The organism is Rhodanobacter soli (assembly GCF_039523495.1).
GTDB lineage: Bacteria > Pseudomonadota > Gammaproteobacteria > Xanthomonadales > Rhodanobacteraceae > Rhodanobacter > Rhodanobacter soli.
This window is the reverse complement of the sequence record NZ_BAAAFK010000001.1, coordinates 2,054,366-2,079,636: the sequence shown is the minus strand read 5'-3', so window position 1 is coordinate 2,079,636 and position 25,271 is coordinate 2,054,366. Positions and strand designations below refer to the sequence as shown.

At 66.9% G+C, this 25,271-nt stretch carries 23 protein-coding genes; 17 read left to right on the top strand and 6 right to left on the bottom strand.

The window, feature by feature from the left end; translation table 11 throughout:
* Positions 1-99 precede the first annotated feature (99 nt).
* From ABD024_RS09455 to ABD024_RS09440, 4 genes are all read left to right on the top strand, one after another.
* Positions 100-504: a host attachment family protein gene (locus ABD024_RS09455; RefSeq protein WP_343851933.1), complete on the top strand. Its 405-nt coding sequence runs from the start codon at positions 100-102 to the stop codon at positions 502-504.
* 103 nt (positions 505-607) lie between these two features.
* The gene (locus ABD024_RS09450) at positions 608-1,312 is read left to right on the top strand and encodes a glutathione S-transferase N-terminal domain-containing protein (protein WP_343851931.1); all 705 of its coding nucleotides are present in this window, start codon (positions 608-610) and stop codon (positions 1,310-1,312) included.
* Between the two features lie 44 nt (positions 1,313-1,356).
* The gene (locus ABD024_RS09445; protein WP_343851929.1) at positions 1,357-2,403 is read left to right on the top strand and encodes an SDR family oxidoreductase; all 1,047 of its coding nucleotides are present in this window, start codon (positions 1,357-1,359) and stop codon (positions 2,401-2,403) included.
* Positions 2,404-2,499: 96 nt separating this feature from the next.
* On the top strand, positions 2,500-3,195 hold the full coding sequence (locus ABD024_RS09440; protein WP_343851927.1) for a VIT1/CCC1 transporter family protein: 696 nt from the start codon (positions 2,500-2,502) through the stop codon (positions 3,193-3,195).
* 9 nt (positions 3,196-3,204) lie between these two features.
* Here ABD024_RS09440 and ABD024_RS09435 read toward each other — a convergent pair whose 3' ends face one another.
* A complete protein-coding gene (locus ABD024_RS09435) occupies positions 3,205-5,433 on the bottom strand; it encodes a penicillin acylase family protein (protein WP_343851925.1) in 2,229 nt (742 codons plus the stop codon).
* Between the two features lie 230 nt (positions 5,434-5,663).
* On the opposite strand from ABD024_RS09435, the gene scpC reads away from it, so the two are divergent.
* Together scpC and ABD024_RS09425 are read left to right on the top strand one after the other, a co-directional pair.
* The gene (gene scpC / locus ABD024_RS09430) at positions 5,664-7,172 is read left to right on the top strand and encodes a succinyl-CoA:acetate CoA-transferase ScpC (RefSeq protein ID WP_343851923.1); all 1,509 of its coding nucleotides are present in this window, start codon (positions 5,664-5,666) and stop codon (positions 7,170-7,172) included.
* 88 nt (positions 7,173-7,260) lie between these two features.
* Complete coding sequence (locus tag ABD024_RS09425) at positions 7,261-7,695, top strand: VOC family protein (protein WP_343851921.1); 435 nt, start codon at positions 7,261-7,263, stop codon at positions 7,693-7,695.
* A 48-nt stretch (positions 7,696-7,743) separates the two neighbouring features.
* Here ABD024_RS09425 and ABD024_RS09420 read toward each other — a convergent pair whose 3' ends face one another.
* A complete protein-coding gene (locus ABD024_RS09420) occupies positions 7,744-8,682 on the bottom strand; it encodes a LysR substrate-binding domain-containing protein (protein ID WP_343851919.1) in 939 nt (312 codons plus the stop codon).
* A gap of 102 nt (positions 8,683-8,784) precedes the next feature.
* Here ABD024_RS09420 and ABD024_RS09415 point away from each other — a divergent pair, with 102 nt between their 5' ends.
* The 6 genes from ABD024_RS09415 to ABD024_RS09390 all read left to right on the top strand — a co-directional run bounded on the left by ABD024_RS09415 (position 8,785) and on the right by ABD024_RS09390 (position 13,441).
* Positions 8,785-8,991, top strand: coding sequence for a hypothetical protein (locus ABD024_RS09415; RefSeq protein ID WP_343851917.1), 207 nt, complete (start codon positions 8,785-8,787; stop codon positions 8,989-8,991).
* A 14-nt stretch (positions 8,992-9,005) separates the two neighbouring features.
* Entirely contained in the window at positions 9,006-9,185 is a 180-nt protein-coding gene (locus tag ABD024_RS09410) for a hypothetical protein (protein WP_343851915.1), read from the top strand.
* A 99-nt stretch (positions 9,186-9,284) separates the two neighbouring features.
* Positions 9,285-10,169, top strand: coding sequence for a patatin-like phospholipase family protein (locus tag ABD024_RS09405; RefSeq protein ID WP_343851913.1), 885 nt, complete (start codon positions 9,285-9,287; stop codon positions 10,167-10,169).
* A 115-nt stretch (positions 10,170-10,284) separates the two neighbouring features.
* Entirely contained in the window at positions 10,285-10,806 is a 522-nt protein-coding gene (locus ABD024_RS09400) for a DUF1697 domain-containing protein (RefSeq protein ID WP_343851910.1), read from the top strand.
* A 134-nt stretch (positions 10,807-10,940) separates the two neighbouring features.
* Positions 10,941-12,773 (top strand): FAD-binding oxidoreductase, encoded by a 1,833-nt coding sequence (locus ABD024_RS09395; protein ID WP_343851908.1) that lies wholly within the window; start codon positions 10,941-10,943, stop codon positions 12,771-12,773.
* Positions 12,774-12,775: 2 nt separating this feature from the next.
* Positions 12,776-13,441, top strand: coding sequence for an NAD-dependent epimerase/dehydratase family protein (locus ABD024_RS09390; RefSeq protein WP_343851906.1), 666 nt, complete (start codon positions 12,776-12,778; stop codon positions 13,439-13,441).
* A gap of 3 nt (positions 13,442-13,444) precedes the next feature.
* Here the strand turns inward: ABD024_RS09390 and ABD024_RS09385 are convergent, their stop codons facing one another.
* The 3 genes from ABD024_RS09385 to ABD024_RS09375 all read right to left on the bottom strand — a co-directional run bounded on the left by ABD024_RS09385 (position 13,445) and on the right by ABD024_RS09375 (position 16,898).
* Complete coding sequence (locus tag ABD024_RS09385) at positions 13,445-13,804, bottom strand: DUF1428 domain-containing protein (protein ID WP_343851904.1); 360 nt, start codon at positions 13,802-13,804, stop codon at positions 13,445-13,447.
* A 68-nt stretch (positions 13,805-13,872) separates the two neighbouring features.
* The gene (locus ABD024_RS09380; protein ID WP_343851902.1) at positions 13,873-14,439 is read right to left on the bottom strand and encodes an SRPBCC family protein; all 567 of its coding nucleotides are present in this window, start codon (positions 14,437-14,439) and stop codon (positions 13,873-13,875) included.
* Positions 14,440-14,603: 164 nt separating this feature from the next.
* Positions 14,604-16,898: a nitric-oxide reductase large subunit gene (locus ABD024_RS09375; protein ID WP_343851900.1), complete on the bottom strand. Its 2,295-nt coding sequence runs from the start codon at positions 16,896-16,898 to the stop codon at positions 14,604-14,606.
* A gap of 398 nt (positions 16,899-17,296) precedes the next feature.
* On the opposite strand from ABD024_RS09375, the gene ABD024_RS09370 reads away from it, so the two are divergent.
* From ABD024_RS09370 to ABD024_RS09350, 5 genes are all read left to right on the top strand, one after another.
* Positions 17,297-18,073, top strand: coding sequence for an iron-containing redox enzyme family protein (locus tag ABD024_RS09370; protein WP_343854589.1), 777 nt, complete (start codon positions 17,297-17,299; stop codon positions 18,071-18,073).
* A 139-nt stretch (positions 18,074-18,212) separates the two neighbouring features.
* Positions 18,213-20,894 (top strand): putative bifunctional diguanylate cyclase/phosphodiesterase, encoded by a 2,682-nt coding sequence (locus tag ABD024_RS09365; RefSeq protein ID WP_343851898.1) that lies wholly within the window; start codon positions 18,213-18,215, stop codon positions 20,892-20,894.
* Between the two features lie 105 nt (positions 20,895-20,999).
* Positions 21,000-21,989 carry a lipoyl synthase gene (gene lipA, locus ABD024_RS09360; RefSeq protein ID WP_343851896.1) on the top strand — a complete coding sequence of 330 codons (990 nt, stop codon included), beginning with the start codon at positions 21,000-21,002 and terminating at the stop codon, positions 21,987-21,989.
* A 40-nt stretch (positions 21,990-22,029) separates the two neighbouring features.
* The gene (locus ABD024_RS09355; protein WP_343851894.1) at positions 22,030-22,371 is read left to right on the top strand and encodes a carboxymuconolactone decarboxylase family protein; all 342 of its coding nucleotides are present in this window, start codon (positions 22,030-22,032) and stop codon (positions 22,369-22,371) included.
* A gap of 1 nt (position 22,372) precedes the next feature.
* Positions 22,373-23,323 (top strand): PLP-dependent cysteine synthase family protein, encoded by a 951-nt coding sequence (locus ABD024_RS09350; protein WP_343851892.1) that lies wholly within the window; start codon positions 22,373-22,375, stop codon positions 23,321-23,323.
* Between the two features lie 9 nt (positions 23,324-23,332).
* Here the strand turns inward: ABD024_RS09350 and ABD024_RS09345 are convergent, their stop codons facing one another.
* Entirely contained in the window at positions 23,333-25,132 is a 1,800-nt protein-coding gene (locus ABD024_RS09345) for a M24 family metallopeptidase (protein WP_343851889.1), read from the bottom strand.
* Positions 25,133-25,271: the final 139 nt, after the last annotated feature.

The following is a 25,271-nucleotide window of genomic DNA, read 5'->3' as shown; positions in this document are numbered from 1 at the left end:
GCCCTGGGCCAGGTTTTCCATCGGCATCACGTCCCCGAGGCTAGCCTTGGCAGCATGGCGCATCGCTATTCGAGGCGCCGGCAACCCGAGGAGAGCGCGATGAAGAAAATTCCCACTGGCGCATGGGTCGTGGTGGCCGACGGCACCGGCGCGCGACTCCTGCGCAACGTCGGCAAGGGGCTCAATGTCTCGCTTGAGCAGGTGAAGCTGGTGGGGCCGAAGGACGTGGCCAACGACGGTCCAGCGGGGCGGCAGCCGCCCGAGCGCAGCATGGCCGAGATCGACGAAGCCACCTTCGCCAAACAGCTGGCACGCCGGTTGAATGCCGCGGCGTTGAAGAACGAGTTTGCCCACCTGGTGCTGGTGGCCGACCCGCAGACGCTGGGGCAGATGCGTCCCTTGCTGCACGAGGAAACCGCGAAGCGGATGGTGGAGGAACTCAACAAGTCGCTGTTCCGTGCGCCGCTGGAAGAGATCGAGCGTGCACTGAAGGCAACCTGGTAAACACGCTGGAAGGAAGAGGTCGGCGCGCCACCCGATGCTCCGCGGTTGAACCGGCCGGGGCAAGCACCCACGTTGCATGGATCCCTCACCGCAGGAGTGCCATGTGACCCGGTTGTCCGACTTCCCCATCACCGCGCGCTGGCCCGCCGCGCATCCCGAACGCATCCAGCTGTATTCGCTGAACACGCCGAACGGCGTGAAGGTGTCGATCATGCTGGAGGAAACCGGGCTGCCGTACGAGCCGCACCTGGTCGACATCATGCAGGACGAAAGCCACACGGCGGAGTTCCTCGCGCTCAATCCGAACGGCAAGATCCCCGCGATCATCGACCCGCACGGTCCCGGCGGCGCGCCGCTGGCGTTGTTCGAGTCGGGCGCGATCCTGCTGTACCTGGCGGACAAGAGCGGCCGGTTCATCCCGACCGATCCGACGCGGCGCTGGGAGACGATCCAGTGGGTGTTCTTCCAGATGGCGTCGATCGGGCCGATGTTCGGGCAGGTCGGCTTCTTCAACAAGTTCGCCGGCAAGGCCTACGAGGACAAGCGCCCGCTCAAGCGCTACGTCGACGAATCGAGACGCCTGCTCGGCGTGCTCGACGATCGGCTCGAAGATCGCCGCTGGCTGATGGGCGACGACTACACCATCGCCGACATCGCCACGCTCGGCTGGGTCGACAACCTGATCACGTTCTACGAAGCGCGTGAGCTGGTCGACTTCGACCGCTTCGCCAACGTCGCCGGCTGGCTCGAACGCGGGTTGGCGCGCCCGGCGGTGCAGCGCGGGCTGAAGATTCCCAGCCGCGGCTGACATCGCGCGATCGCGTCGCAACGAAGCAACCTCGGGAGATCGACATGAGCACGGTTCTGGTCACGGGCGGGTCGGGTTTCATCGGCAGTCACTGCATCCTGCAATTGCTGGCCGCGGGGCATCGGGTACGCACCACGGTGCGCAGCCTTGAACGCGAGGGCATGGTGCGCGCGATGCTGCAGCAGGGCGGGGCCGAGCCGGGCGACCGGCTGTCCTTTGTCGAAGCCGACCTGCAGCGCGACGCGGGCTGGCCGGAAGCGGTGGCCGGCTGCGACTACGTGCTGCACGTGGCCTCGCCGTTCCCGCCGGACCTCCCGAAGCACGAGGACGAGCTGATCGTGCCCGCGCGCGAAGGCGCGCTGCGCGTGCTGCGTGCCGCGCGAGACGCCGGCGTCAGTCGCGTCGTGCTGACGTCCTCGTTCGCGGCGGTCGGTTACGGCCACCCGCCGCAACCGGCGCCGTTCGACGAGACGAGCTGGACGGACCTCGACGGCGAGGGCGTGCTGCCCTACATCAAGTCCAAGACCCTGGCCGAACGCGCCGCGTGGGATTTCATCGCGCGCGAGGGCGGCGCGCTGGAGCTTGCGGTGGTCAACCCCGTGGGCGTGTTCGGGCCGGTGCTGGGGCCGGACTATTCCACCTCGATCCTGCTGGTGCAGCGGTTGATGGATGGCGCCATGCCCGGCTGCCCGCAGCTGTGCTTCGGCGTGGTCGACGTGCGCGACGTGGCCGACCTGCACCTGCGCGCGATGACCGATCCGGCCGCGGCCGGCGAGCGCTTCCTCGCCGTCGCCGGCGACTTCCTGTGGATACGCGAGATCGCCACGACGTTGCGCCAGCAGCTGGGTGCATCCGCGCGCAAGGTGCCCACGCGGCAGTTGCCCAACTGGCTGGTGCGCCTGGCGGCGCTGCGCGACCCGGCGATCAGGCAGATCCTGCCCGAGCTGGGCGCGCACAAGAATGCCAGCAGCGTCAAGGCCCGGTGCGTGCTGGGTTGGTCGCCGCGCTCGCCGCAGGACGCCGTCGTCGCCACTGCCGAAAGCCTGCTGCGGCTGGGGCTGCTGAAGGGCGGTGCGAAGGCCGGGGCGTAGCACCGTCGTTGCCCATTGCGCCGGGACGAGAAGCGTTTGCACGGCCGCGGGCCAACCTGCGCACAATGCCGCCACCCGATCCGCGAGAGCACCGGCATGCCCCGACACCATCACGAAAGACACCGTACTGACCGCATCGGCTGGCTGCGTGCCGCCGTGCTGGGCGCGAACGACGGCATCGTCTCGACCGCCAGCTTGGTGCTGGGCGTGGCGGCGGCGCATGCCAGCGGGCAGAACATCCTGGTCGCCGGCGTCGCCGGGCTGGTGGCCGGCGCGATGTCGATGGCCGCCGGCGAGTACGTGTCGGTGCATTCGCAGGCCGACAGCGAGCGCGCCGAACTCGCGCGCGAGCACCTGGAGTTGCAGACCCAGACGGAAGCCGAGCACCGCGAGCTGGCGGCGATCTACGTCGGCCGCGGGCTCGATCCGGCACTGGCCCGACAGGTGGCCGACCAGTTGATGGCGCATGACGCGCTCGACGCGCACGCCCGCGACGAGCTCGGCATCACCGAGGCGTTGAAGGCGCGGCCGCTGCAGGCTGCCGGCGCCTCGGCGCTGAGCTTTGCGGTGGGCTCCGCGCTGCCGCTGCTGGTGGTGGCGCTGTCGCCGGTGGCGACGTTGCTGCCGCTGGTCTTCGCCACTTCGCTGGTGTTCCTCGCCGTGCTCGGCGCGGTGGCGGCATGGGCCGGCGGCGCGAAGATCGGCGTCGGCGCCATGCGCATCACGTTCTGGGGCGCGCTGGCGATGGCGGTCACCACCGGCGTGGGCATGCTGTTCGGCACCGCCGCGTAGCGCGGCGGCTCATTTGCCCGGGTGGTAGACCCGCTCGGTGTGCCCCTCCAGTTGTTCGGGCCAGAAGTACACCGTGCGCAGGTTGCCGGTGGTGTAGCGCTCGGCCTCGTCGTTGAAGTGTTTCGAACTTGGGTGGCCGCTCTCGCCGCCGGCGGTGATCGCGCGGGCGCTGACCTTCGGGCCGAATTCGACCACCGCGACGAAGCTGTTGCCGCCGGTGCCGTAGTAGCGCTTCGTGCCGGGCCAGCGGTGCGCGCCGAACGAGGCCAGCGAGCCCCAGCGTGACGACACGAACGGCACCGGGATGCTCGGTTTGGCGTCGTCGAAGGTCTGCACGATGGCACCGTCGTTGCGCTGGAAGCGGTTGATCTCACCCCACGGCACGCCCCAGCTGCCGAAATCCTTTTCCAGCCGGTCGGACGCTTCGACCAGTGCGCGGAGACGCGCTTTCGCACCGGCGTTGCCGGCCATGTAGTCGTATACGGAAAGATCTTCGGACTCCGCCTGGGCATGCACCTGATCCCACAGCGTGTCACCCCAGAACACCGCCAGCGAGGTCGGCATCGAGGCGATACCCCAACGATAGTCCCAGCTGCGCAGCAGGGCGACCTGGCCGGCCAGGCGCGGCTTCAGCGGATCGTTGTCGGGCAGCATGTCGTAGTCGTGGACCAGCACCGGCACCAGTCGCGAGAACGCCGGCAGGTACGAGTCGAACGCGGCGGTGATCAGCGAGGCCTTGCTGAAGTCGCGCACGCCATCCAGTACGCGGGTGGCGTGGATGCCACGCGGGTTTTCGCCGAAGGTGTCCATGTAGCGCGGGTAGTCCGCCTGTCGCGGGCTGAACTTGCCGGCAGCGGAGTACGGCCAGTTGTTGGTGTTCATGATCCAGCCGTTCGGCGGGTTGAGCAGGTGCGGCGCCTCGTCGAGCGCGTGCAGGCCTTTCCAGTCGGTGGCCGGGTTGCTGCCGTCGACCGGCTTGGTGTAGTCGAAGCGGTTGTCGCGTTTCGGGATGAACTGCGGGTGCATGTATGCGATCTCGCCCTTGTCGTCGGCGAAGATCGTGTTGTTCGAGGAATTGGCCTTGAGCTCGGCGACTTTCATGTAGCTGGCGTAGTCGCTCGCCTTGGTGCGCAGCCAGCTCTGCTGGAGCGCCTCCAGCGGCTTGTTCATCAGCGCGATGGCGATCCACTTGCCGTCGGCTGCGCGCACGACCGGGCCGTGGTGGGTGAAGCGGGCGTCGAAGCTGCGCGTGGCCATCGAGCCGTTCTTCGCGCGATACGCCACGCGGATCGTGCGCGTGGTGACCGGCCGCAGCTCCTTGCCGTAGCGATAGAACAGCTTGCCGCCCTTGTGCACGATGGTCTCGGCGAATTCGTCGACCACGTCGGCGCCGGTGGACGTGTGCATCCAGCCGATGTGGTGGTTGAAACCCTGGTAGATGAAGAACTGGCCCCAGGTCACCGCGCCGTACGCGTCCAGCCCTTCGTCGCTGGTCATCTGCAGTTCCGAGCGGAAGAAGAACGAGGTGTGCGGGTTGATCCACAGCAACGCGTGGCCGTCGGCGGTGAGCTTCGGTGCGATCGCGAAGCCGTTCGAGCCGGTCGGCTCGACCCAGCTCGCCGGCGTCGCCATGACGGCGAATTTCTTGCCGTCGGTGCCGTAGAAGGCGGCGAGCTGTTCGAGCGAAACGCGTTCGATGTCGCCACCAATGCTGCCCTCGCTGAAGCTGAGCGCCATCCACGGTTCGAAGTGCTTGATCACGCGCGGATGCACGTCGGGATGCGTGGCCAGGTAATAGTTGAGCCCATCGGCCCAGCTGTTCATCAGCGCCTGCAGCCAGGCGGGACTCTTCGCGTACAGCGCCTGCAGCTCGACCGGGTCGATGAACAGTTGCTGGCGCAGATCGCTCCAGATTGCCGATTCGCCCTCGGTCTCGGCGAGCCGGCCCAGCGCGTTGAGGTAGTTCGTCTCGACCCGGTTGAAGTCGTCCTCGGCCTGCGCGTAGGCCATGCCGAACACCGCATCGGCATCGGTGCGGCCGTGCACGTGGGCGATGCCCCAGTCGTCGCGGGTGATCGTGATCGCCTGCGCCTGGTGCTGCCAGCGCGCCTGTTCAGGCGGGGCGGCCTGCGCGGTGGCGACCAGGCTGAAGGCGAGCAGCGCCGCGGTCAGCAGCAGGCGCGACAGGTGCTGGTGATGTGCCTGCGGGCGCGGGTTTTTCGAGGTGTGTGTGTACATCGGTCGGTCATTCCCCTGGTGGTCGTCGGTGCCGCCATGTCTCGTGAAGTTGACCACCACTGGGCCGCGCTTGCAAAAGCCGGGCGGCGGTGGCGCTTTGACGCAGGCGCCGAAGGTCGCCTTGGCGGCGCGCATCCGCGCGTCCAGAATGGACTTTTGGCCGGGTCGCGGCCTGCCGGTACGCTCGGTGACGCTTCCTGTGCCAACCATTCTGACGAGTTGAAAAAACCATGACAGCACGCATTGCACATCCCACTCTGGCCGCGCGCCGCATGTCGGCGGAGCAGGCGGCCGAGCTGATCCTGCCGGGCATGACCGTGGGCATGAGCGGTTTTACCGGCGCCGGCTACCCCAAGGCCGTGCCGCTGGCGCTGGCCACGCGCATCGCCGCGGCGCACGAGCGCGGCGACAAGTTCGCGCTGCGCATCCTCACCGGGGCCTCGACCGCGCCCGAGCTGGATGGTGCACTGGCCCGCGTGGGCGGCATCGACTTCCGCCTGCCGTACCAGTCCGATCCGGAACTGCGCGCGCGCATCAATGCCGGCCAGATCGAGTACATGGACATCCACCTGGGCCAGGTGGCGCAGTACGCGTGGTGCGGTTTCCTCGGCAAGATCGACGTCGCGCTGATCGAGGTTGCCGGCATCCTGCCCGACGGCCGGCTGGTGCCGTCCACCTCGGTGGGCAACAACAAGACCTGGCTGGACCTGGCCGACAAGGTGATCCTGGAGGTGAACCGGCGTCAGCCCGAAGGGCTCGATGGCATGCACGACATCTACTACGGCACCGCGCTACCGCCGCATCGCAAGCCGATCCCGCTGCTGCAGCCGGGCGACCGCATCGGCGAGCCGTACTTGCGCTGTGACCTGGACAAGGTGATCGCAGTGGTGGAAAGCGATGCTCCCGACCGGCTGGGCCGGTTCGCGCCGCCGGACGAGGCGTCGCGGCGCATCGCCGAACACCTGGTGGAGTTCTTCCGCCACGAGATCGCCGCGGGGCGGCTGGGCGAGCAGTTGCTGCCGCTGCAATCCGGCGTGGGCAACATCGCCAATGCGGTACTGGGTGGCCTGCGCGAGGGTGGCTTCCGCGGGCTGACCGCGTTCACCGAGGTGATCCAGGACGGCATGCTGGAACTGATCGGCGACGGCACCATCGCGATGGCCTCGGCCACCTCGCTGTCGCTGAGCCCCGAGGGCGTGGAAGAGTTCGTGCGCCGGATCGACTTCTACCGCCAGCACATCGTGCTGCGGCCGCAGGAGATGTCCAACCACGCCGAGCTGGTGCGCCGGCTCGGCTGCATCGCGATGAACGGCATGGTCGAGGCCGACCTGTACGGCAACGTCAATTCCACCCACGTCGCAGGCAGCCGCATCATCAACGGCATCGGTGGCTCCGGCGATTTCGCCCGCAACGGCTTCCTGTCCTGCTTCATGAGCCCGAGCACGGCCAAGGGCGGCGCGATCTCCGCGATCGTGCCGATGGTCAGCCACGTCGACCATACCGAGCACGACGTGGGCGTGGTGGTCACCGAGCAGGGCCTGGCCGACCTGCGCGGGTTGTCGCCGAAGCAGCGCGCGCGGGCGGTGATCGCGCAGTGCGTGCACCCGGACTACCGGCCGATGCTGCAGGATTACTTCGACCGGGCCTGTCGCGACAGCGACGGCAAGCACACCCCGCATCTGCTGAACGAGGCGCTGTCGTGGCACCAGCGCTACCTGGACAGCGGCAGCATGCGCTGACGCCTGTCGATTTGGGGCCGGGCCGTTCGTCGCAGTCGGGAGAGCCGGTGTCCGGCTCCGCTTTGCCACCCTGCGACGAGGCCACCCCATGCAAACCCAGCCCTACCTGTTCTTCGACGGCCGCTGCGAAGAGGCCATCGCGTTCTACCGCCAGGCGATCGGTGCCGAGGTGGTCATGCTGATGCGTTACGGCGATGGCCGGGAAGGCTCTGCCCAGTGCCCGGACGGCACGCAGCCGCCGGCGGACAAGGTGATGCACGCCTGCCTGCAGATCGGCGCGACCCAGGTCCTGGTATCGGACGGCTTCAGCGGCGGCCATCCCGAGTTCAAGGGTTTCTCGCTGGCGCTTTCCGCCGACGACGACGCTGCGGCGAAACGCCTGTTCGACGCACTGGCCGCTGGCGGCCAGGTGCAGCAGCCACTGATGCCGACCTTCTTCGCCTCCAGCTTCGGCATGCTGGTCGACCGTTTCGGCGTGTCGTGGATGGTGCTGGTGCCCATTCCGCCGTCCGGCGCGCAATGAGCTGAGCCCGGGCACTCCCGAGGGCAAGGTGGTGCGACCCGGATGTCGTCAGGCGTGGCCGTGCTTTGACGTTTTCCGGCCCCGGCCTTCCGCTGCGGGCGCGTGCTCCGGTGCGAGCGCGTAGCGGCGCGCCTCGTCCAGCAGCCACGCGCGGAATGCCTGCAGCGCGGGGTGTTCCGCACTGCGCGGCGGATAGACCAGGTAGTGGGCGTACTCGGCGCGCAGTCGATGCGTGCTGAGCAGCACCAGCTGCCCGGCGTCGACCAGTGGGCGAGCCATGGTCAGCCGGCCGAGCGCGACGCCCATGCCTTCGATGGCGGCGCGGTGCAAGGTTTCGCTGTCGTCGAAATGGGCGACATAGCGCGCGGGTGGCGTACCGCCGAAGGTGTGGAACCACTTTGCCCAGACGTTCTCCGGGTCGCGCAGCAGCGGCCAGTCCGACAGCTTCGCCAGGGTCGGCCGACCGAGTCGCGCGATCAGCCCCGGGCTGGCGATCGGCGTGAGCCAGTCGTCGAACAGATGCTCGGCGTGCACGCCTTTCCAATCGCCGCGACCGAAGCGCATCGCCGCATCGACCGGCTCACGATCGAAGTCCACCAGCTGCACGCTCGATTGCAGGTTGATCTGCAGTTGCGGATACCGCGCGACGAACTGCGGCAGCCGCGGCAGCAGCCAGCTCGACGCCACCGATGCCATCACGCTGAGCGTCAGCACATCGGCGTGCGGCGCGCAGAACTGTTGCAGCGCGCGTTCGATCGCCTCGAACTGCGGCCCCACCAGTTCCAGCAGGTGCGCGCCGTGCGGAGTGAGTTCGACGCCGCGCGGCCCACGCATGAACACGCGCCGGCCCAGGCGCTCCTCCAGGCTGCGGATCTGATGGCTGAGCGCGCTGACGGTGAGGTTGAGACGTCTTGCCGCCGACGAGAGGTTGCCGGTGCGCGCGGCAAGCACGAAGCCCTGCAGGGCAGTGAGTGGCAGCCGACCCATGTTGAATCCGCCTCAATATCGGATTGCAAAAATGTCGCTTTTTGCGAGCGTACGCCCGGCCTACTGTAAGCGTCACCCCCATCGTGATTCGAGGAAGCGGCCATGCTGATCCTGAACTTTTCATTCCCGACCCTGCCATCGACGAAAAAGGCGGTGCCGCTATTCGCCGGCCACGCGACCGGTAACCGGCGTCCGGCCATCCGGATGCCCGAGACGAGGGCCGAGCGCCCGCATGCCAGGCAGGAGGTCGGTGGTCTCGGTCACTACATCGACAGTCGTCTGCCCGAAGAACGGTTCCACATCGGCTGATTCCACCCAGGCTGATGCACGCCGGCGTTTTCCTCGGCATGATGGCCAGCATCATGGACGAGCCGCCCGAAGGCGCGATCGGCGCCAAGGTGCTGGATCGCTTCAGCATGACGGTGGACTATCCGAACGCGGCCGCCTGGTTTCCTTGCGACCGCGACGGCACGACGGCACCATCACGCAATGGTTCGGAATAACGTCGGCGATCATTTCGCGGACAATGCCAGGAACCTGCCGTCACGGCGCGCATCAGATGGTTGGGCGCGCCGCAGTATCGGTTCATGCAGGTAGCTGACATGGCAGAGACAATTCCGGTCGTTGGGAGTGCGCGGCGACGCACTGCCTTCGTGCTGGCCGGTGGTGGCAGTCTCGGCGCGATCGAGGTGGGCATGCTGCAGGCGTTGCTCGACTGGGGCGAGACGCCGGCGTTCCTGGTGGGTGCCTCCGCCGGTGCAATCAACGCGGCCTATTTCGCCGGCGATCCAAGCATGGCCGGCGCCCGCGAACTGGAACGAATCTGGTGTGCGCTGAAACGGAGCGAGGTGTTTCCGTTCAACCTGGGCAGCGTGTTCGGCTTGCTGCGACGGCGTGACCATCTGGTGGATTCGGTCGGCCTGCGGCGTCTGCTCGAACGCCATCTGCCTTATCGGCGCCTGGAAGACGCGGCCATGCCGGTTCACCTGGTGGCGTCGGACATGCTGACCGGGCAGGAGGTGTTGTTGTCCGCCGGCCCGGCCATCGACGCCGTGCTGGCCAGTACTGCCATTCCGGGCGTGTATCCGCCGGTGCGGATCGGCGGGCGTTGGCTGGTCGACGGTGGTGTGGCCAACAACACGCCGATCTCGGCGGCGATCGGTCTGGGCGCCACGCGCGTGATCGTGCTGCCCACCGGGTTTGCCTGCGCGCTCGAGCGGGCGCCGTCGGGAGCGATCGCGCGCGCCATGCACGCGCTCAGCCTGCTGGTGGCACGCCAACTGGTGTACGACGCTGACCGCTTTGCCGGCAGTGCGGTGGAATTGCGGATCGTGCCGAGCCTGTGTCCGCTCGATGTCTCGCCGTACGACTACTCCGCGGCCGCCGTGCTGATCGCGCGCGCCAAGGCGGACACCCGCCGCTGGCTCGAACGGGGTGGACTGGACCGCGCCGGAACGCCCCCGCAGCTGCGTGAGCACCACGACTGACCGACGCAGCGCGGCGGCGTGAAACGGCATCGGGGCGGCTCGCACCCGGGGCACTTGAACAAGCCGGTGGCGATCATGAGACTGGCAGCTTTCCTGTCAGTCGCGGCGACCGGTCATGACCAGCTATGTGGCGCTGCTGCGCGCCGTCAACGTGGGCGGCACCGGCAAGCTGCCGATGGGCGAGCTCAAGGCGTTGTGCGAGGCGGCCGGTTTTGCCGACGTGCGCACGTACATCGTCAGCGGCAACGTGGTGTTCGGCAGCCGGCTCGCCGAGAAAGCGGTGAAGAAGGCGCTGGAGCAGCAGCTGCAGGAATATGCCGGAAAGCCGGTCGGCGTGGTGGTGCGCACGGCGGCCGAGATGGCCGCGGTGCTGGCGGCCAACCCGTTTCCGGAAGCGGCAGGGAACCGCACGGTGGCGATCTTCCTGGATGCGCCGCCAGCGTCCACGGCGCTGCAGGACGTCACCGGCGTCGACGGCGAACGGCTGGTGCTGGGGCAGCGCGAGATCTACGTGCACTACGGCGAGGGCATGGCCGGTTCGCGGCTGAAGATCCCGGCCGCGAAGGCGGGCACCGCGCGCAACATGAACACCATTGCGAAGCTGGCCGACATGGCTGCAGGCAAACCGGCGGGCTGAGGCAGCAACGATTCACCCCGTCCTGCTGCGACTGGTCACCGGTACGACGCGATTCATCACTGGTGGCTGGCGTGCGGGGCGGGTACGTCCCATCGTGGCGGCTTCCAAGACGACCCTCCCGGGAGGATGACTCGATGAAACGAAGAGACCTGCTGAAAGCCGCGCTGGCGATCCCGCTCCTGCCGGGCATCCTTTCCGGCGGGTTGGCGGCGGCCCGGGCGGCTGCCGTGATGCCTGCGCGTTTTCGTTCACGAGTGCGACCCGGCGACCCGATGTGGCCTTCCGCCGCCAGTTGGGATGAATTGAAGCACGACGTGGGCGGCCGCCTGCTCAAGCTGGAGTCACCCTTCGCCGGCTGCGGTTCGACGCCTGCCGGCGCCGCCTGCAACGAGGCGCTGAAGCATCTGGACAATCCGTTCTATCTGGGCGACCAGCCGGCGCTGACCCAGACCAGCGGCTGGGTCGACGCGTGGACTTCGCAGCCGAGCGTGTATGCGGTCGCCGCCGAAAGCACGGCGGACGTGGTCGCGGCGGTGAATTTCGCGCGCGAACACAACCTGCGCCTGGTAGTGAAGGGCGGCGGACACAGTTACCAGGGCACCTCGGACGCGCCGGATTCATTGCTGGTGTGGACGCGGCACATGAACGACGTCACCTTGCATGATGCCTTCGTGGGGCAGGGCTGTGCCGGCACGCAGGCGCCGCAGCCGGCAGTGACGGTGGGTGCCGGCGCGATGTGGATCGACGCCTACGACGCGGTGACCACCCGCGGCGGTCGCTATGTGCAGGGCGGCGGCTGCACCACGGTGGGCGTGGCCGGGCTGGTGCAGAGCGGCGGCTTCGGCAGTTTCTCGAAGCACTACGGCACCGCGGCGGCGGGCCTGCTGGAGGCGGAGATCGTCACCGCCGACGGCCAGGTGCGCATCGCCAACGCCTGCACCCACCCGGACCTGTTCTGGGCGATCAAGGGCGGTGGCGGCGGCAGCCTGGGCGTGATCACCCGGTTGACCTTGCGTACGCGCGAACTGCCGGAGTTCTTCGGCGGGGCGTTCGGCTCGATCAAGGCCTCGTCGGATGCGGCGTACCGTGCCCTGATCGCGCAGGTGATCGACTTCTACCAGGGCGTGCTGTTCAACCCGCACTGGGGCGAGCAGATCAGCTTCGGGTCGGACAACACCGTGCATATCAATATGGTGTTCCAGGGCCTGAGCCAGCAGCAGGCCGAGCAGACCTGGGCGCCGTTGCTCGACTGGGTTCGCGCGCGCAAGCCGTATTCCTTCGAGAAACCTTTTCAGACACTGGCGCTGCCGGCCCGGCATTTCTGGGATGCCGAGTTCTTCCGGCAACACGCGCCCGGAATCATGGTCGACGACGACCGCCCCGGCGCGCCGCGGAACCATGTGCTATGGGCGGGCGACCAAGGCCAGGTGGGCTGGTTCATCCACGGCTACAAATCGGCATGGTTGCCGGCGTCGCTGTTGCGCAAGGAGCGGCAAGCGCAGCTGGTCGACGCGTTGTTTGCCTGCACACGCCACTGGGACGTGGGCTTTCATTTCAACAAGGGGTTGGCCGGTGCCGCTGCGCCCGAGATTGCCTCAGCGAAGGACACCGCGACGAATCCGCAGGTGCTGGACGCGTTCGCGCTCACGATCATCGCCGGCGACGGCCCGCCGGCGTTCCCCGGCATGCCTGGTCCGACGCCGGATCTGGCGCGCGCGCGCGATCGCGCCACAGCCATGGGCAAGGCGATCGACGCGCTGCGGCGTGCAGCGCCTGGTGCGGGGTCGTATGTATCGGAGAGTGACTACTTCGAGCGCGATTGGTCGACCTCGTTCTGGGGTGCAAACTACCCGCGGCTGGCGGCGGCGAAGCGAAAGTACGACCCGGCCGGCCTGTTCTTCGTGCACCACGGCGTGGGCAGCGAGGCGTGGAGCGCGGACGGGTTCACCCGACTGAAAGGAGCTTGAGCATGAAGGTGCTGTTGCTCGGTGCCACCGGCATGGTGGGGCAAGGCGTGTTGCGCGAATGCCTGCTGGCCGATGACGTGACCGAGGTGGTGACGCTGGGCCGCACGCCGACCGGGCAGCAGGATCCGAAGCTGCGCGAGCTGGTGCACGCGGACTTGTTCGACTGCCGTGCGATCGAGGCGCAGCTGAGCGGTTTCGACGCCGGCTTCTTCTGCATCGGGATGACCTCGTCCGGCATGGCGGAGACCGAGTACACCCGGCTCACCCACGACCTCACCCTGGCGGTGGCGCAGACACTGGCCCGGCTCAACCCGTCGATGTGCTTCGTTTACATATCCGGTGCCGGCGCGGACAGCAGCGAAACCAGCACGACCATGTGGAAACGGGTGCGCGGGCGGCTGGAGAACGCGCTGCAGCGGCTGCCGTTCAAGGCGATATATGTCTTCCGCCCCGGCATCATCCAGCCGCTGCACGGCATCCGCTCGAAGACGGATACGTACCGCTGGTTCTACACGCTGAGCCGGCCGCTGCTGCCGTTGCTGCGCGCGCTGATGCCGGGCACCGTGCTGAGCACCGAAATCGTCGGCCGTGCGATGCTGTCGGTGGCTCGGCACGGGGCGCCGAAGCCGGTGCTGGAAGCGGCGGATATCAGTGCGCTTGGCCGATGATCGCTACAACTCGACGATCGTCCTGAAGCCGCCGAAGAACATCCGCTTGCCGTCGAACGGCAGTGCTTTCGGATCCATCATTGATGCCAGCCGCGGATCGGCCATCACCAGCTTGTTGATGCGGTCGCGATCCTTGCGCGAGCGGTAGACGATCCACGAGAACACCACCACCTCGCCATCCTTGAGCTTCACCGCCTGCGGGAACGAGGTGAGCTTGCCCGGGTGGACGTCGTCGGCGACGCATTCGACGTATTCCAGCGCACCATGCTCGCGCCAGACCTTGCCTGCCTTGCGGGCCATCGTGCGGTAAGCCGCCAGGTTCTGCTGCGGAACGGGGACCACGAAACCATCGACGTAGCTCATGAGCGTTCTCCCGTGGGTGATGCCGGCCAGCAGCAGTGATTCGGGATGAGTCACCGGGTGCCGGCCGTTCAGTGGTCGTGCGGCGGGTCTTTGCCGGCGATGTGCAACTCCGCCGCGTAGGCGTCACGCAGTCCGGCCCAGCCATGGGCCAGTGCGATCTCGCCGATGATCGGCGCGACCGGCCGGCCCTGCAGCAGGCGTTCGGCCACGAACAGGCATAGGTGCCAGCCGGCGGCGACCTTGGGGATCCAGTCCTGGTCGCGGATGGTCTGGCGCAGGGTCAGCCGCGTACCGCTCGCGCTCGGCTCCAGCTCCCAGCGCAGCACGCTGCGGCCGAACTGCTCCAGCTGCCAGCTGTATTCCAGCACGCGCGGCGGCTCGGCACGGGTCACCGTGGTGGGGATGTCCGGCTGCTCGCTGTCGAGCATGCTCAGGCTGGCGTCGCCGACCGCGCCGAGATTGCGGTTCGCGGTATACGGCGACCAGGCGCGCAGCTGGGCGGGGTCGGTGAGCACGTCCCATACGCGTTCGGGTGGTCGCGGCAACTCGCGCGCGAAGACCAGGGTCCAGCCGTCGACATCGCGTTGGCAGTCGACTTGGGCCAATGGCCCGGTAGCAGCCTCGGATGGACTCATGGCGGGGTTACCTCTGCGGCCTTGTGCGCGCGTGGTGGGTGCGCAGCGGCTTTTTCGCCCGCTGCCGGGACCGGGGCGGCGGGGTGCCTGGCCATTATTTACCCAACGATAAATGACGACCAGGGATCGGCGCGTCAAGCGCACCCCGAGCGATGGCAGGCCCGTCACTGGTGCGGCGGGGCACGCACGCCAAGATAGCCCTTGATCGCGGCGATGGTCAGCGGGATCGCGCCGAAGATGATGAAGACCAGGTCGCCGGGCAGGCGCATCCACTCGATCAGGTGCGAGCGCGGGCTGCCGATGAAGTCGAGCGAGCGAGCGTGCCAGTAGCCATGCTGCACCACGTCCCATACCTGCAGCACACCACTGGGGAACAGGCTGAACACGACCATCATGGCAAGGCCGATGTTGCTGCCCCAGAAGCCGACCTTGACATATTTCTCCATGCCGGCCCAACGCTCGTCGCTGCTGGTCTGGCGCAGCGTGAACACCATCAGCGCCAGCGCCAGCATGCCGAACACGCCCATCATCGCGGCGTGGCCGTGGTTCGGCGTGAGCTGGGTACCGACTTCGTAGTAGCTGACGATCGGCAGGTTGATCAGGAAGCCGAAGATGCCGGCGCCGACGAAGTTCCACACGCCCACCGCGATCAGGAAGTAGAACGTCCATTTGTGCGGCACCGCCACCGACTTGCCGCACACGTCGCACTGGCCGCGGGTGGTGTGCACGAAGTCCCACGCGTCCAGCGTGAGCAGGGTCAGCGGCACCACCTCCAGCACCGAGATCATTGCCGACATCGCCATGTTGACGCTGGTCTGGCCGGTGAAATACCAGTGGTGGCCGGTGCCGATCAGGCCGCCGCCGAAGTACAGGATGGCATCCAGGTAGATCACCCGCAGCGCCACGTTGCGGCGGGTCAGGCCGAGCTGGTAGAAGGTCAGCGCCACCACCGTGGTGGCGAAAAATTCGAAGAAGCCCTCGACCCACAGGTGGATGATCCAGAAGCGCCAGGTATCGACCACGGTGTAGTTCGTCTTCGCGCCGAAGAACAGCGCCGGAATGTAGAACAGCGGAATCGCCACCGCGGCGAACAGGAACATCTTCACCAGGGGTTTCGATTCCGGGTTGGCCAGCGTGCGCGACCGTACCAGCAGCCACAGCATCGCGAACCACGCCAGCAGGCCGACCACCAGCAGCAACTGCCAGATCCGACCCAGTTCGAGGAACTCCCAGCCCTGGTTGCCCAGCCAGAACCACCACTTGCCGAGCATCTGCGAAATGCCCAGCCACTCGCCGAGCAGGCTGCCGCCGATCACCACCACGAACGCGCCGAACAGCAGGTGCACCCACGGGGCGAACCAGCGCGGCTCGTCGTTGCGCAGCGTGCGGCCCAAGAACAGCGCGGCGGCGACGTAGGCGGTGGCGATCCAGAAGATGGCCGTCTGCAGGTGCCAGGTGCGCATCAGGTTGCTGGGGAAGATCGTTTCCAGCTGGAAGCCGTAGAAGCTGCCCGGGTCGGCGCGGTAGTGCGCTACCGCACCGCCCACCAAGGTCTGTGCCAGGAACAGCAGCGCCACCACCACGAAGAACTTCACCAATGCGCGCTGGCCGGGGCTGGCCACGCCCGGCAGCAGGTGCGGGTGGATGTGCTGGCCACGGCTGATCCAGCCGAGGTAGTCGAACTTGCCGAACATCAGCAGCACTACGGCGATGCCGGCCAGCAGCACGATCAGGCTCAGCGCGCTCCACAGCAGCGCACCCGGCACCGCGATGTTGCCGACGTCGGGGTCGTACGGAAAGTTGTTGGTATACGAGTAGTTTTCGCCGGGGCGGTTCGCCACTGAAGCCCAGGCGGCCCAGCTCACGAACGCGGTGAACTGGTGCAGCTCGGTGGGGTCGCTGATCAACCCTGCCTTGAGCCCGCCGTTGCGCTCCGGGTGCAGGAAGTAGTCGGTCCAGTAAGGGACCTGCTGGCGATAGGCTGCGGTTTCCGGTGCGGTCAGCTGCAACGTGCCGCTGGCGGCGTCGTAGCGGTTGGTCTTCAATTCGACAGCCGTTTCCGCATGCACTGCCGCGCGCTGGCCCGGAGTCAGTGCTGACAGCGGTTGCTGGTATTGCTGTTGTGCGATCGCCGCTGCGGTGTCCTCGCCGATACGGTGCAAGGCCTCGGCCGAGTAATCTGGCCCGAGGTAGGCACCGTGGCCCCAGATGCTGCCGTTGTTCATCAGTCCATATTTCAGGAAGACTGTCTGGCCCTCGCTGATGTCGTCGCCACTGAACAGCCGGTTGCCTTGCGCGTCCACCACCTGGGCCGGGATGGGTGGGGCATTGCGATAAGCCAGCGAGGTAATCGTGAGCAATCCGGCGAAACCCAGCACCATCACGATCACCACCGTGCGCAGCCACCACGGCGACAGTTCGGGATCTTCCGGAGTCAATGGCTGGGCGGCAGTGCTCATGGAGCTTCCCCTTCGACGGTGTGTGGGCGAGTATCTGGTGGCAGGGGCACAGTTGCCCGCCGGTGCCGGAAGCGGGCCATGGTCTGCGCAGATTCCCCCCGGCGTGTCGCAACCAGCATTTTCTTCTTCCCGTGGACGACATGTGAACGGAGCGGGCTGGATTGGCCGTCCATCATCCGGTCGGTGCGAACCAGGCCGCAACAAGAACAGGCACGCCGGCGTACTCCGCGTACGCCCTGGGGCATGGCTTGCGCGATAGGAGCCGCGACCACGATGTGTCCAGGAATTTCGGCATCACCCACGATGCCGGATCACGGCCGGCAGGGGAGGCTCTGTGCTGCCTGCCGGCCATCACGCTGCAGTCGACTGCAGCTCCATTGACGACCGAGGTGAATCAAATGAATACCCTTTTCGAGCGTACCGGCCCCCTGACCGAACTGAGCAGCTACCCGCAGTGGGCGCAGGATATGGTGGCCGATTGCGAAAGCACCAAGCAGAGTGTGGTTACCCATGAGCTATGGGAAAGAATGAGCAACGGAACATTGGGCATGTCCGGTACCACCAATTTCATGGTGGGCATCTGGCCGGTGATCGAACGCTTTCCCGCCTATATGGCCAAGAGTCTGCTCAAGACACGCTTCGGTCGCAGCCCCGGAGACAATCTTGCGCGCCGCTGGTTGGTTCGCAATATCCGGGTCGAGCAGAATCACGCCGAATATTGGCTCAACTGGGCAGAAGGGGCGGGTATCCCCCGTGAAAAGTTGCTGCTGGGGACTCCACCCCGCGGTACCGAGGTGCTGGCGAACTGGTGTGAGGATGTCAGCACCCGCGACACGCTGGCTGCGAGCATCGCGGCCACCAACTATGCGGTCGAAGGCGCAACGGGCGAATGGTCGCAATTGATCTTCGAAAGCAAAAGCTACGCGGAAAGCTTCCCTTCCAGGATCAGGGCAGGAACATTGCGCTGGCTGCAGCTTCACGCTGCCTACGACGACACACATCCGTGGGAGGCACTGGAGATAGTCTGTACACTGATGGGCACAAACCCGGCAGTCGATGAAGTGGCTTATATCGGCGAGTGCATCAAGCGAAGCTATACCAGCATGCGGATTCTCGCTGATCGCTGTGTTGAGCCACATCGTCTGTTGGAGGTGGTGAGCGGCGCCGCTGCCTGACGGTTGGTTACGCCTTAGTGCAGTGCCCGGGAATTGATTCGCTGGTCGCGAAACAGGGGATGCAGTGCGTAATTCCACAATTACTTTGCAACGACCGTTGTCACGACGCTTGATACCACTTGCGTATGCGTTGGTGGGCATGGTCGGGCTGATCCTGGCGCTGACTTGGGGGGCATTGCAGGTTCAGGTGGCTCTCGCCGGGTTCCTCAACGGCGAGAGCATTTGGTCTAAGGCACAGAAGCAGACCGTGATATCCCTGGATGCCTACGCAGCGAAAGGCGGGGCGGCGGATCTGGCCGACTACAAGCTCAACTACGAAGTGTTGATGGCCGATCAATGGGCGCGTGATCAGATTGCGACAGGCAACTATGACTACGAAGCGGTGGCCGGCGCACTGCGAAATAGCAAGACGGTCACGATTGCGATCCCCAGTGTGGTCTTCATATTGCACCATTTTGCAGATGCACCCTACATGCGTGATGCGCTGCAAGCCTGGCGTTCGACCGACAGCTCCATTGCGCAACTCAATGCTATAGCGGCCTCGCTGGAGGCTGGTTACGCAACTGGCGGAATCAGCTACGCAGAAGTCACCCGCCAGCGCGAACGCATCGCTGCGATCAACAGCTATATCGAGCCGCGCAGCAAATTGTTTTCGCGCGCGATTGCCGATGGTGCCGTCTGGATAGGGGGGGTGCTTTTTGGCGGCGTATTGACGGCGGCAGCCATCGCGGCCCTTTTGTGGCTTGGTATGGCACGCCGCATCCTGGCCAGCATTCGCGGTACCGAGGAACGCTACCGCCTGCTGTTCGACAGTGCGGCCGACGCGATCGTGATGGTCGACGAGACCAGCGGGCGGATCCTGGACGTCAACCGGACCGCCACGGCGTGGACCGGGCGCAGCGCGGCCGAGCTTGTCGGCGACCGTTTCGTGCACCTGTTCATGCAGTCCATGGCGGGGCAGCAGGCCGGCCGGGCTGCCACCAACGCGCTGCTGGGCCGGGATGGCCAGACACGCCCGGTGGAGACCCAGACCAGCGTGGCCAACTGGGGTAACCGGCCAGTGCGCCAGGCGATCATCCGCGACATCTCCGAACGGGTGGCGATGGAACAGGAGCGCCGGGTCGCCGCCGAGGCACTGGCCAGCATTGCCGAGGGCGTGATCATTGCCGATGCCGGGCGGCGGGTGATCTCGACCAATGCGGCGCATACCGAACTGACCGGCTTCACCAGCCAGTCGCTGCAGGGCAAGCGTCTCGACGACAGCCGCCGCCTGCCCGACGGCAAACCGCTGCCGCAGTCGATCTGGGACAGTGTGGCGATGGGCCACAACTGGATGGGCGAGGTCCTGAGCACCCGCAGCGACGGCAGCAGCTATCCCGAGCACCTGAGCATCAGCGCAATTCGCGACGCCGAAGGCCAGATGGTCTACTACGTCGCCGTGCTCACCGACATCCATGAGGCGAAGGCGAACCAGCACCGGCTGGAGCGCATGGCGCGGCACGACCCGCTGACCGGCCTGGTCAACCGCGCCGAGTTCGAGCGGCACTGCGCCGAGGCGATCGCGGTGGCCGAACGCGAGCGGCTGGCCGTGGTCGTGTTGTTCATCGACCTGGATGCTTTCAAGATCGTCAACGACAGCTACAGCCATGCGATCGGCGACCGCCTGCTGATGAAGGTGGCGGAACGGATCCGCCGGCAGTTGTCCGAGGGCGACGTGGCCGGGCGCATCGGTGGCGACGAGTTCACCGTGCTGATCCCGCGGCTGATCCTGCGCGAGGACGCGCGGGCGATCGTCAATCGCCTGCTTACCACCTTGTCCGAGCCGTTGCTGGTGGACGATTACGAGATCGTGCTGAGCGCCAGCATCGGCGTGGCCGGCTATCCGCTGGACGGCGACAACGCGGCAGCGCTGATCGCGAATGCCGACGCGGCGATGTATGCGGCGAAGACCGAGGAACGCAATGCGTTCCGTTTCTATACCCCGATGATGCACGCCGATACCCGCCGGCGCCTGCAGCTGGCCACCGAGCTGCGCCAGGCGCTGGCGCGCAACGAATTCCATCTGGTGTTCCAGCCCAGCGTGGAATTGCGTACCGGTCGCATCGTGGCGGTGGAGGCGCTGGTGCGCTGGCAGCATCCGGAACGCGGCGAAGTGCTGCCGGCCGAATTCATCCCGGTGGCGGAAGGCCTGGGCCTGATCCGCCGCATCGACGAATGGGTGATGCAGGCTACCTGCGCGCAGATCCAGGCCTGGGACCTGGCCGGCGTGCCGCCGATCCGCGTGGCGATGAACATCTCGGCGCGCTGGTTCGGCCATCCGGCCTTCGTCGACGGGATCAGCCGGGCCCTGCAGGCGCGGCACCTGTCGGCGAGCCGCTTGCTGCTGGAGATTACCGAGAGTGCGATGCTTCGCCTGGGCGACGACATCGAGCGCACCATGCAGACCCTGCACACGCTCGGCATCGAAGTGGCGATCGACGATTTCGGCACCGGCTACTCCTCGATGGCCTATCTCAAGCTGCCCGCGGTGGCGTATCTGAAGATCGATCGCTCCTTCGTCACCGGCCTGCCGGGCGACAGCAACGACGCGGCGATCACCGAGGCGATGCTGGCGATGGCGAAAAGCCTCGGCCTGACCACGATCGCCGAGGGCATCGAGACCGAGGCACAGCACGATTTCCTGCTGTGCAGCGGTTGTGTCGAGGGGCAGGGTTATCTGTATTCCTATCCGTTGCGGCCCGAGGAAGTGCAGCACCTGCTGTGTCCGAGCCAGCCACTGGTACCGGCACGGCTGAAGCTGGTGCCGCCGAAGCGCGGCTGATCCGGCAAACCACGCACGGGGTCGCTCCGGCTGCCTTGATATGCATCAGGGCGCCCGAGCGGAGGTCGCGGGAGACTGCGTGGGTTTCCCCGAACCGTGCATTTCATGTCCAGCAGCGAATCCGTTCCCGACGGTAGCAAGTACGTCAGCCCGCAAGGCACCCGTGCGGTCAAGGGCGGCATTCGCCCGAACGCCGCCACCGGCACGCCGGATGTCGATCGCAAGCCGCCGTGGCTGCGGGTCAAGCTGCCGGGCGGGGCGCAGTACGAAGCGGTGCACGAGATCGTGCGCAGCCACAAGCTGAATACGGTATGCGCCGAATCGAAATGCCCGAACATCGCCGAGTGCTGGGGCCGCGGCACCGCCACGCTGATGCTGATGGGCTCGGTGTGCACGCGCGCGTGCAAGTTCTGCTCGGTGAGCACCGGCAACCCGAACGGCTGGCTCGACCCGCTGGAGCCGCTGCAGGTCGCCGACGCGGTGGCGCTGATGGGGCTGAAGTACGTGGTACTGACCTCGGTCGATCGCGATGACCTGGCCGACGGCGGCGCGGCGCACTACGCCGCCTGCGTGCAGGCGATCCACCAGCGCTCGCCGCAGACCGCGGTGGAGGCGTTGACCCCGGACTTCGCCGGCAACCACAACGCCGTGGCGACCGTGCTCGACGCCGGACTGGTTGTCTATGCGCAGAACATCGAGACGGTGGAACGACTGACCCATCCCGTGCGCGATCCGCGCGCCGGCTATGCGCAGACGCTCGGCGTGCTGGCCTTCGCCAAGCGGCATGCGCCGCAAACGCTGACCAAGACCAGCCTGATGCTGGGCCTGGGCGAGACCGACGCAGAGATCGAGCGCACGCTGGACGATATACGCGGCGCCCACGTCGACGTCGTTACGCTGGGCCAGTACATGCGGCCCAGCCCGCATCACCTGCCGGTGCAGCGTTTCGTCACCCCGGACGAGTTCCGGCACTACCGCGAACTGGCGCTCGGCAAGGGTTTCCTGGAGGCCGTCGCCGGGCCGCTGGTGCGTTCGAGCTATCGCGCCGAACGCGTGCTGGAGCACAACAATCTCGGACTGCAGCTGGGTGTGTAGGCAGCGTGCGGCCGGTCGGTCATCTGCAAGGAGTGTCGCCATGGAGCATCCGATGTATCCGTCATCCACTGCGGAACTGGCGCACAAGCGCCGTGAACTGGCGCCGGAACCGCTGAAGGCGTTCAAGGCGTTCAGCGCGGCGGTATTTGCCGACGGCGCGCTGCCGAACGTCACCAAGCAGCTGATCGCGGTGGCGGTGGCGCATGTCACCCAATGCCCCTACTGCATCAAGGGCCACACGGCCGAAGCCTTGAAGCAGGGGGCCAGCGAGCAGCAGATCATGGAAGCGATCTGGGTCGCCGCCGAGATGCGCGCGGGCGGCGCGTATGCGCATTCCACCCTGGCGCTGGACGTGATGCAGCACGCGCACGAGGCCGCCTGAAATGGCCACGCGCTTTGCCACGGTGTCGAACAGCATCCTCGACGCGGTGGGCGACACGCCGCTGCTGGAGATCGAGGGCGTCTACGCCAAGATCGAGTTCCTCAATCCCTCCGGCTCGATCAAGGCGCGCATCGCCAAGTACATGATCGAGCGGGCGGAACAGGAAGGTTTGCTCAAGCCCGGCGACACCATCGTGGAGGCGACCAGCGGCAACACCGGCAACGCGCTGTCGATGGTGGCGGCGGTGAAGGGCTACCACATGCTGGTAGTGATGCCCGAGGGCATGTCCAGCGAGCGCGTGGCGATCTCGCGGGCCTACGGCGCGGACGTGCTGTTCTGCGGCAACTTCCATGTCAACGAGGCGCTGGTGCGCGCGCAGCGGCTCGGCCAGCAGGCGGGCTACTTCTGCCCCAGCCAGTTCGAGTCGGAATGGAACGTGGAGGAGAACCGGCTGATCCTCGGCCCGGAAATCCTCGCCCAGCTGCCGCCGGGCCGTACGCCCGATGCGCTGGTGTTGGGTGTGGGCACCGGCGGCACGCTGATCGGCGTGGGCCAGGCGTTCCGTGCGGTCAATCCGGACGTGCGGCTGTTCGCGATGGAGCCGTCCGAGTCGTGCACGATCCTGTGCGGCGAGATTGCGGCGCACACCATCGAGGGCATTTCCGACGGCTTCGTGCCGGGCATCTTCCAGCGTCACGCGGGACTGGTGAACGAGGTGCTGAGCGTGTCCAGCACCGATGCCGTGACCGAAATGAAACGGCTGGCGCGTACGTACGGGTTGTTCTGCGGGCCGAGTTCCGGCGCGCATTTGCTGGCCGCCAAACGCATCCGGCAGAATTTCCCGGAGCTGAAGACCGTGGTCACGGTGTTCTGCGACGAAGGCGAGAAATACCTGCACGAGTACTTCATGCAGGCCGCCGCGGTCGACGTGGACGCGACGCACTTCCAGTGAACTTGCCGTCTACAGCGGTGCGCAGTGGCGGTGCAGCCAGTCCAGGTCGGCATCGTCCAGCAGCGGGCTGAGCGCGGCACGCACGCTGGCGTGGTAGTCGTCCAGCCAGGCGCGTTCTTCCGGGTTGAGCAGGCCCGGCTCCAGCGCACGTCGGTCGAACGGACACATCGTCAGCGTCTCGAAGGCGAGGAATTCGCCGAACTCGGTGCGGTCGGCCTCGACCACCACCGCCAGGTTCTCATGCCGGATGCCGTGCCGGCCGGGCTTGTACAGGCCCGGTTCGATCGAGCTGATCATGCCCGGTTCCAGCGCCACCAGCGCGCCGCCGGCGACCGGCGGACGGATCGACTGCGGGCCCTCGTGCACGTTGAGGAAGTAGCCCACGCCGTGGCCGGTGCCATGGCCGTAATCCATGCCCGAAGCCCACAGTGGCGCGCGCGCCAGCGCATCCAGTTGCGGGCCGCTGGCACCCTTCGGGAAGCGTGCGCGCGACAGCCCGATCATGCCTTTCAGCACCAAGGTGGCGTCGCGGCGTTGTTCCGCCGTGGTCTCGCCCAGCGCCAGCACGCGGGTGATGTCGGTGGTGCCGCCCAGGTACTGGCCGCCCGAATCGATCAGCAGCAAGCCCTTGGGCTGCAGCGTGCTGTGCGATTCCGGCGTGGCGCGGTAATGCGGCAGCGCGCCGTTCGCCTGGTAACCGGCGATGGTGGCAAAGCTTTCGCCGACCCAGCCGGGCTGGGCCGAACGTTCCTCGTGCAGCAAGGTGTCGACGTCGAGCTCAGTCACCGTCATGCCGGCGGCGAGGCGCTGTTCCAGTCGGCGGAAACCGCGCACCAGGGCGGCGCCGTCGCGACGCATCACGTCGCGGATATGGTCGAGTTCGGCGGCGCCCTTGACTGCCTTGAAGGCGGTGCTCGGATTGGCGGCTTCGACCCGGGTGACGGCGGGCGCGATCGCCGCGGCAATGGCACTGACCACCCGGCCGCTGTCCAGCAGCAGGCGATCGTTCGCGCCCAGCTCCTGCAGGGTCGAGGTGATCGAGGCGTAGTCGGCAATGGCGATGCCGTCGGCGGCCAGCGTCGCGACCAGCGCATCGCCGAGCTTGGCGCGACCGACGAACAAGGTGGCGTGCTGCTCCGCCTGCACCAGCAGGTGGGCCAGGAACACCGGGTTGCACTCCACGTCGCTGCCGCGCAGATTGGTCAGCCAGGCGATGTCGTCGAGGCTGGACAGCAAGTGGTGGGTGGCGCCGAGCCTGTGCATCGCCTTGCGCAGGCGGACCAGCTTGTCGGCGCGCGGAATGCACGCCCAAGCCAGGTCGTGCTCGACCACCGGCGCCTGCGGCAGGGCTGGGCGGTCTGCCCAGATCGCACCTGGGAGGTCCAGGTCGGTGCGCACCGTGGCGCCGCTGGCGGCAAGCTGGCGCTCGATCTGGCGCTGGGTGGTCACCGCCACGCTGTCGCCGGCCACGGCCAACACGTCGCCGTCATGCAGTTGCCGCTGCAGCCACTCGAGATGCTCGGGTGTGTGCGGCACGCGCAGCTTCATCAGACTGATGCCGCTGCCGGCCAGTTGCTGCTCGGCCTGCGAAAAATAGCGCGAATCGGTCCACAACCCGGCTTGGTCGCGGCTGACGATCAGGGTGCCGGCCGAACCGGTGAAGCCGGACAGCCATTCGCGCGCAGCCCAATGGGCGGGCAGGTATTCGGACAGGTGCGGATCGGCACTGGGAACCAGCACGGCGGCGATGCCGTGCTGCTGCATGGCCGCGCGCAAGGCGGCGAGACGGGCGGGGACGGGATTGTTCATCCGGTCATGCTAGCAGGCGCCCCACGGCCGTTTCATCCGCGGCGGAGGAGCTGGAAATGAACCAATCGCGACGAATTCTGCATTGCCATCTCGCAGTGGAACGCTTCTGCAGCTAAAATGCCTAATTTCCAGCACGGCT

What these genes read in the sequence shown, in the direction of transcription:
- ABD024_RS09455 (WP_343851933.1), top strand. Translation starts at nt 100, where the DNA reads ATGAAGAAAATTCCCACTGGCGCATGGGTCGTGGTGGCCGACGGCACC.
- ABD024_RS09445 (WP_343851929.1), top strand. Translation starts at nt 1,357, where the DNA reads ATGAGCACGGTTCTGGTCACGGGCGGGTCGGGTTTCATCGGCAGTCAC.
- ABD024_RS09440 (WP_343851927.1), top strand. Translation starts at nt 2,500, where the DNA reads ATGCCCCGACACCATCACGAAAGACACCGTACTGACCGCATCGGCTGG.
- ABD024_RS09435 (WP_343851925.1), bottom strand. Translation starts at nt 5,433, where the DNA reads ATGTACACACACACCTCGAAAAACCCGCGCCCGCAGGCACATCACCAG.
- scpC (WP_343851923.1), top strand. Translation starts at nt 5,664, where the DNA reads ATGACAGCACGCATTGCACATCCCACTCTGGCCGCGCGCCGCATGTCG.
- ABD024_RS09425 (WP_343851921.1), top strand. Translation starts at nt 7,261, where the DNA reads ATGCAAACCCAGCCCTACCTGTTCTTCGACGGCCGCTGCGAAGAGGCC.
- ABD024_RS09420 (WP_343851919.1), bottom strand. Translation starts at nt 8,682, where the DNA reads ATGGGTCGGCTGCCACTCACTGCCCTGCAGGGCTTCGTGCTTGCCGCG.
- ABD024_RS09415 (WP_343851917.1), top strand. Translation starts at nt 8,785, where the DNA reads ATGCTGATCCTGAACTTTTCATTCCCGACCCTGCCATCGACGAAAAAG.
- ABD024_RS09410 (WP_343851915.1), top strand. Translation starts at nt 9,006, where the DNA reads ATGCACGCCGGCGTTTTCCTCGGCATGATGGCCAGCATCATGGACGAG.
- ABD024_RS09405 (WP_343851913.1), top strand. Translation starts at nt 9,285, where the DNA reads ATGGCAGAGACAATTCCGGTCGTTGGGAGTGCGCGGCGACGCACTGCC.
- ABD024_RS09400 (WP_343851910.1), top strand. Translation starts at nt 10,285, where the DNA reads ATGACCAGCTATGTGGCGCTGCTGCGCGCCGTCAACGTGGGCGGCACC.
- ABD024_RS09395 (WP_343851908.1), top strand. Translation starts at nt 10,941, where the DNA reads ATGAAACGAAGAGACCTGCTGAAAGCCGCGCTGGCGATCCCGCTCCTG.
- ABD024_RS09390 (WP_343851906.1), top strand. Translation starts at nt 12,776, where the DNA reads ATGAAGGTGCTGTTGCTCGGTGCCACCGGCATGGTGGGGCAAGGCGTG.
- ABD024_RS09385 (WP_343851904.1), bottom strand. Translation starts at nt 13,804, where the DNA reads ATGAGCTACGTCGATGGTTTCGTGGTCCCCGTTCCGCAGCAGAACCTG.
- ABD024_RS09380 (WP_343851902.1), bottom strand. Translation starts at nt 14,439, where the DNA reads ATGAGTCCATCCGAGGCTGCTACCGGGCCATTGGCCCAAGTCGACTGC.
- ABD024_RS09375 (WP_343851900.1), bottom strand. Translation starts at nt 16,898, where the DNA reads ATGAGCACTGCCGCCCAGCCATTGACTCCGGAAGATCCCGAACTGTCG.
- ABD024_RS09370 (WP_343854589.1), top strand. Translation starts at nt 17,297, where the DNA reads ATGAATACCCTTTTCGAGCGTACCGGCCCCCTGACCGAACTGAGCAGC.
- ABD024_RS09365 (WP_343851898.1), top strand. Translation starts at nt 18,213, where the DNA reads ATGGTCGGGCTGATCCTGGCGCTGACTTGGGGGGCATTGCAGGTTCAG.
- lipA (WP_343851896.1), top strand. Translation starts at nt 21,000, where the DNA reads ATGTCCAGCAGCGAATCCGTTCCCGACGGTAGCAAGTACGTCAGCCCG.
- ABD024_RS09355 (WP_343851894.1), top strand. Translation starts at nt 22,030, where the DNA reads ATGGAGCATCCGATGTATCCGTCATCCACTGCGGAACTGGCGCACAAG.
- ABD024_RS09350 (WP_343851892.1), top strand. Translation starts at nt 22,373, where the DNA reads ATGGCCACGCGCTTTGCCACGGTGTCGAACAGCATCCTCGACGCGGTG.
- ABD024_RS09345 (WP_343851889.1), bottom strand. Translation starts at nt 25,132, where the DNA reads ATGAACAATCCCGTCCCCGCCCGTCTCGCCGCCTTGCGCGCGGCCATG.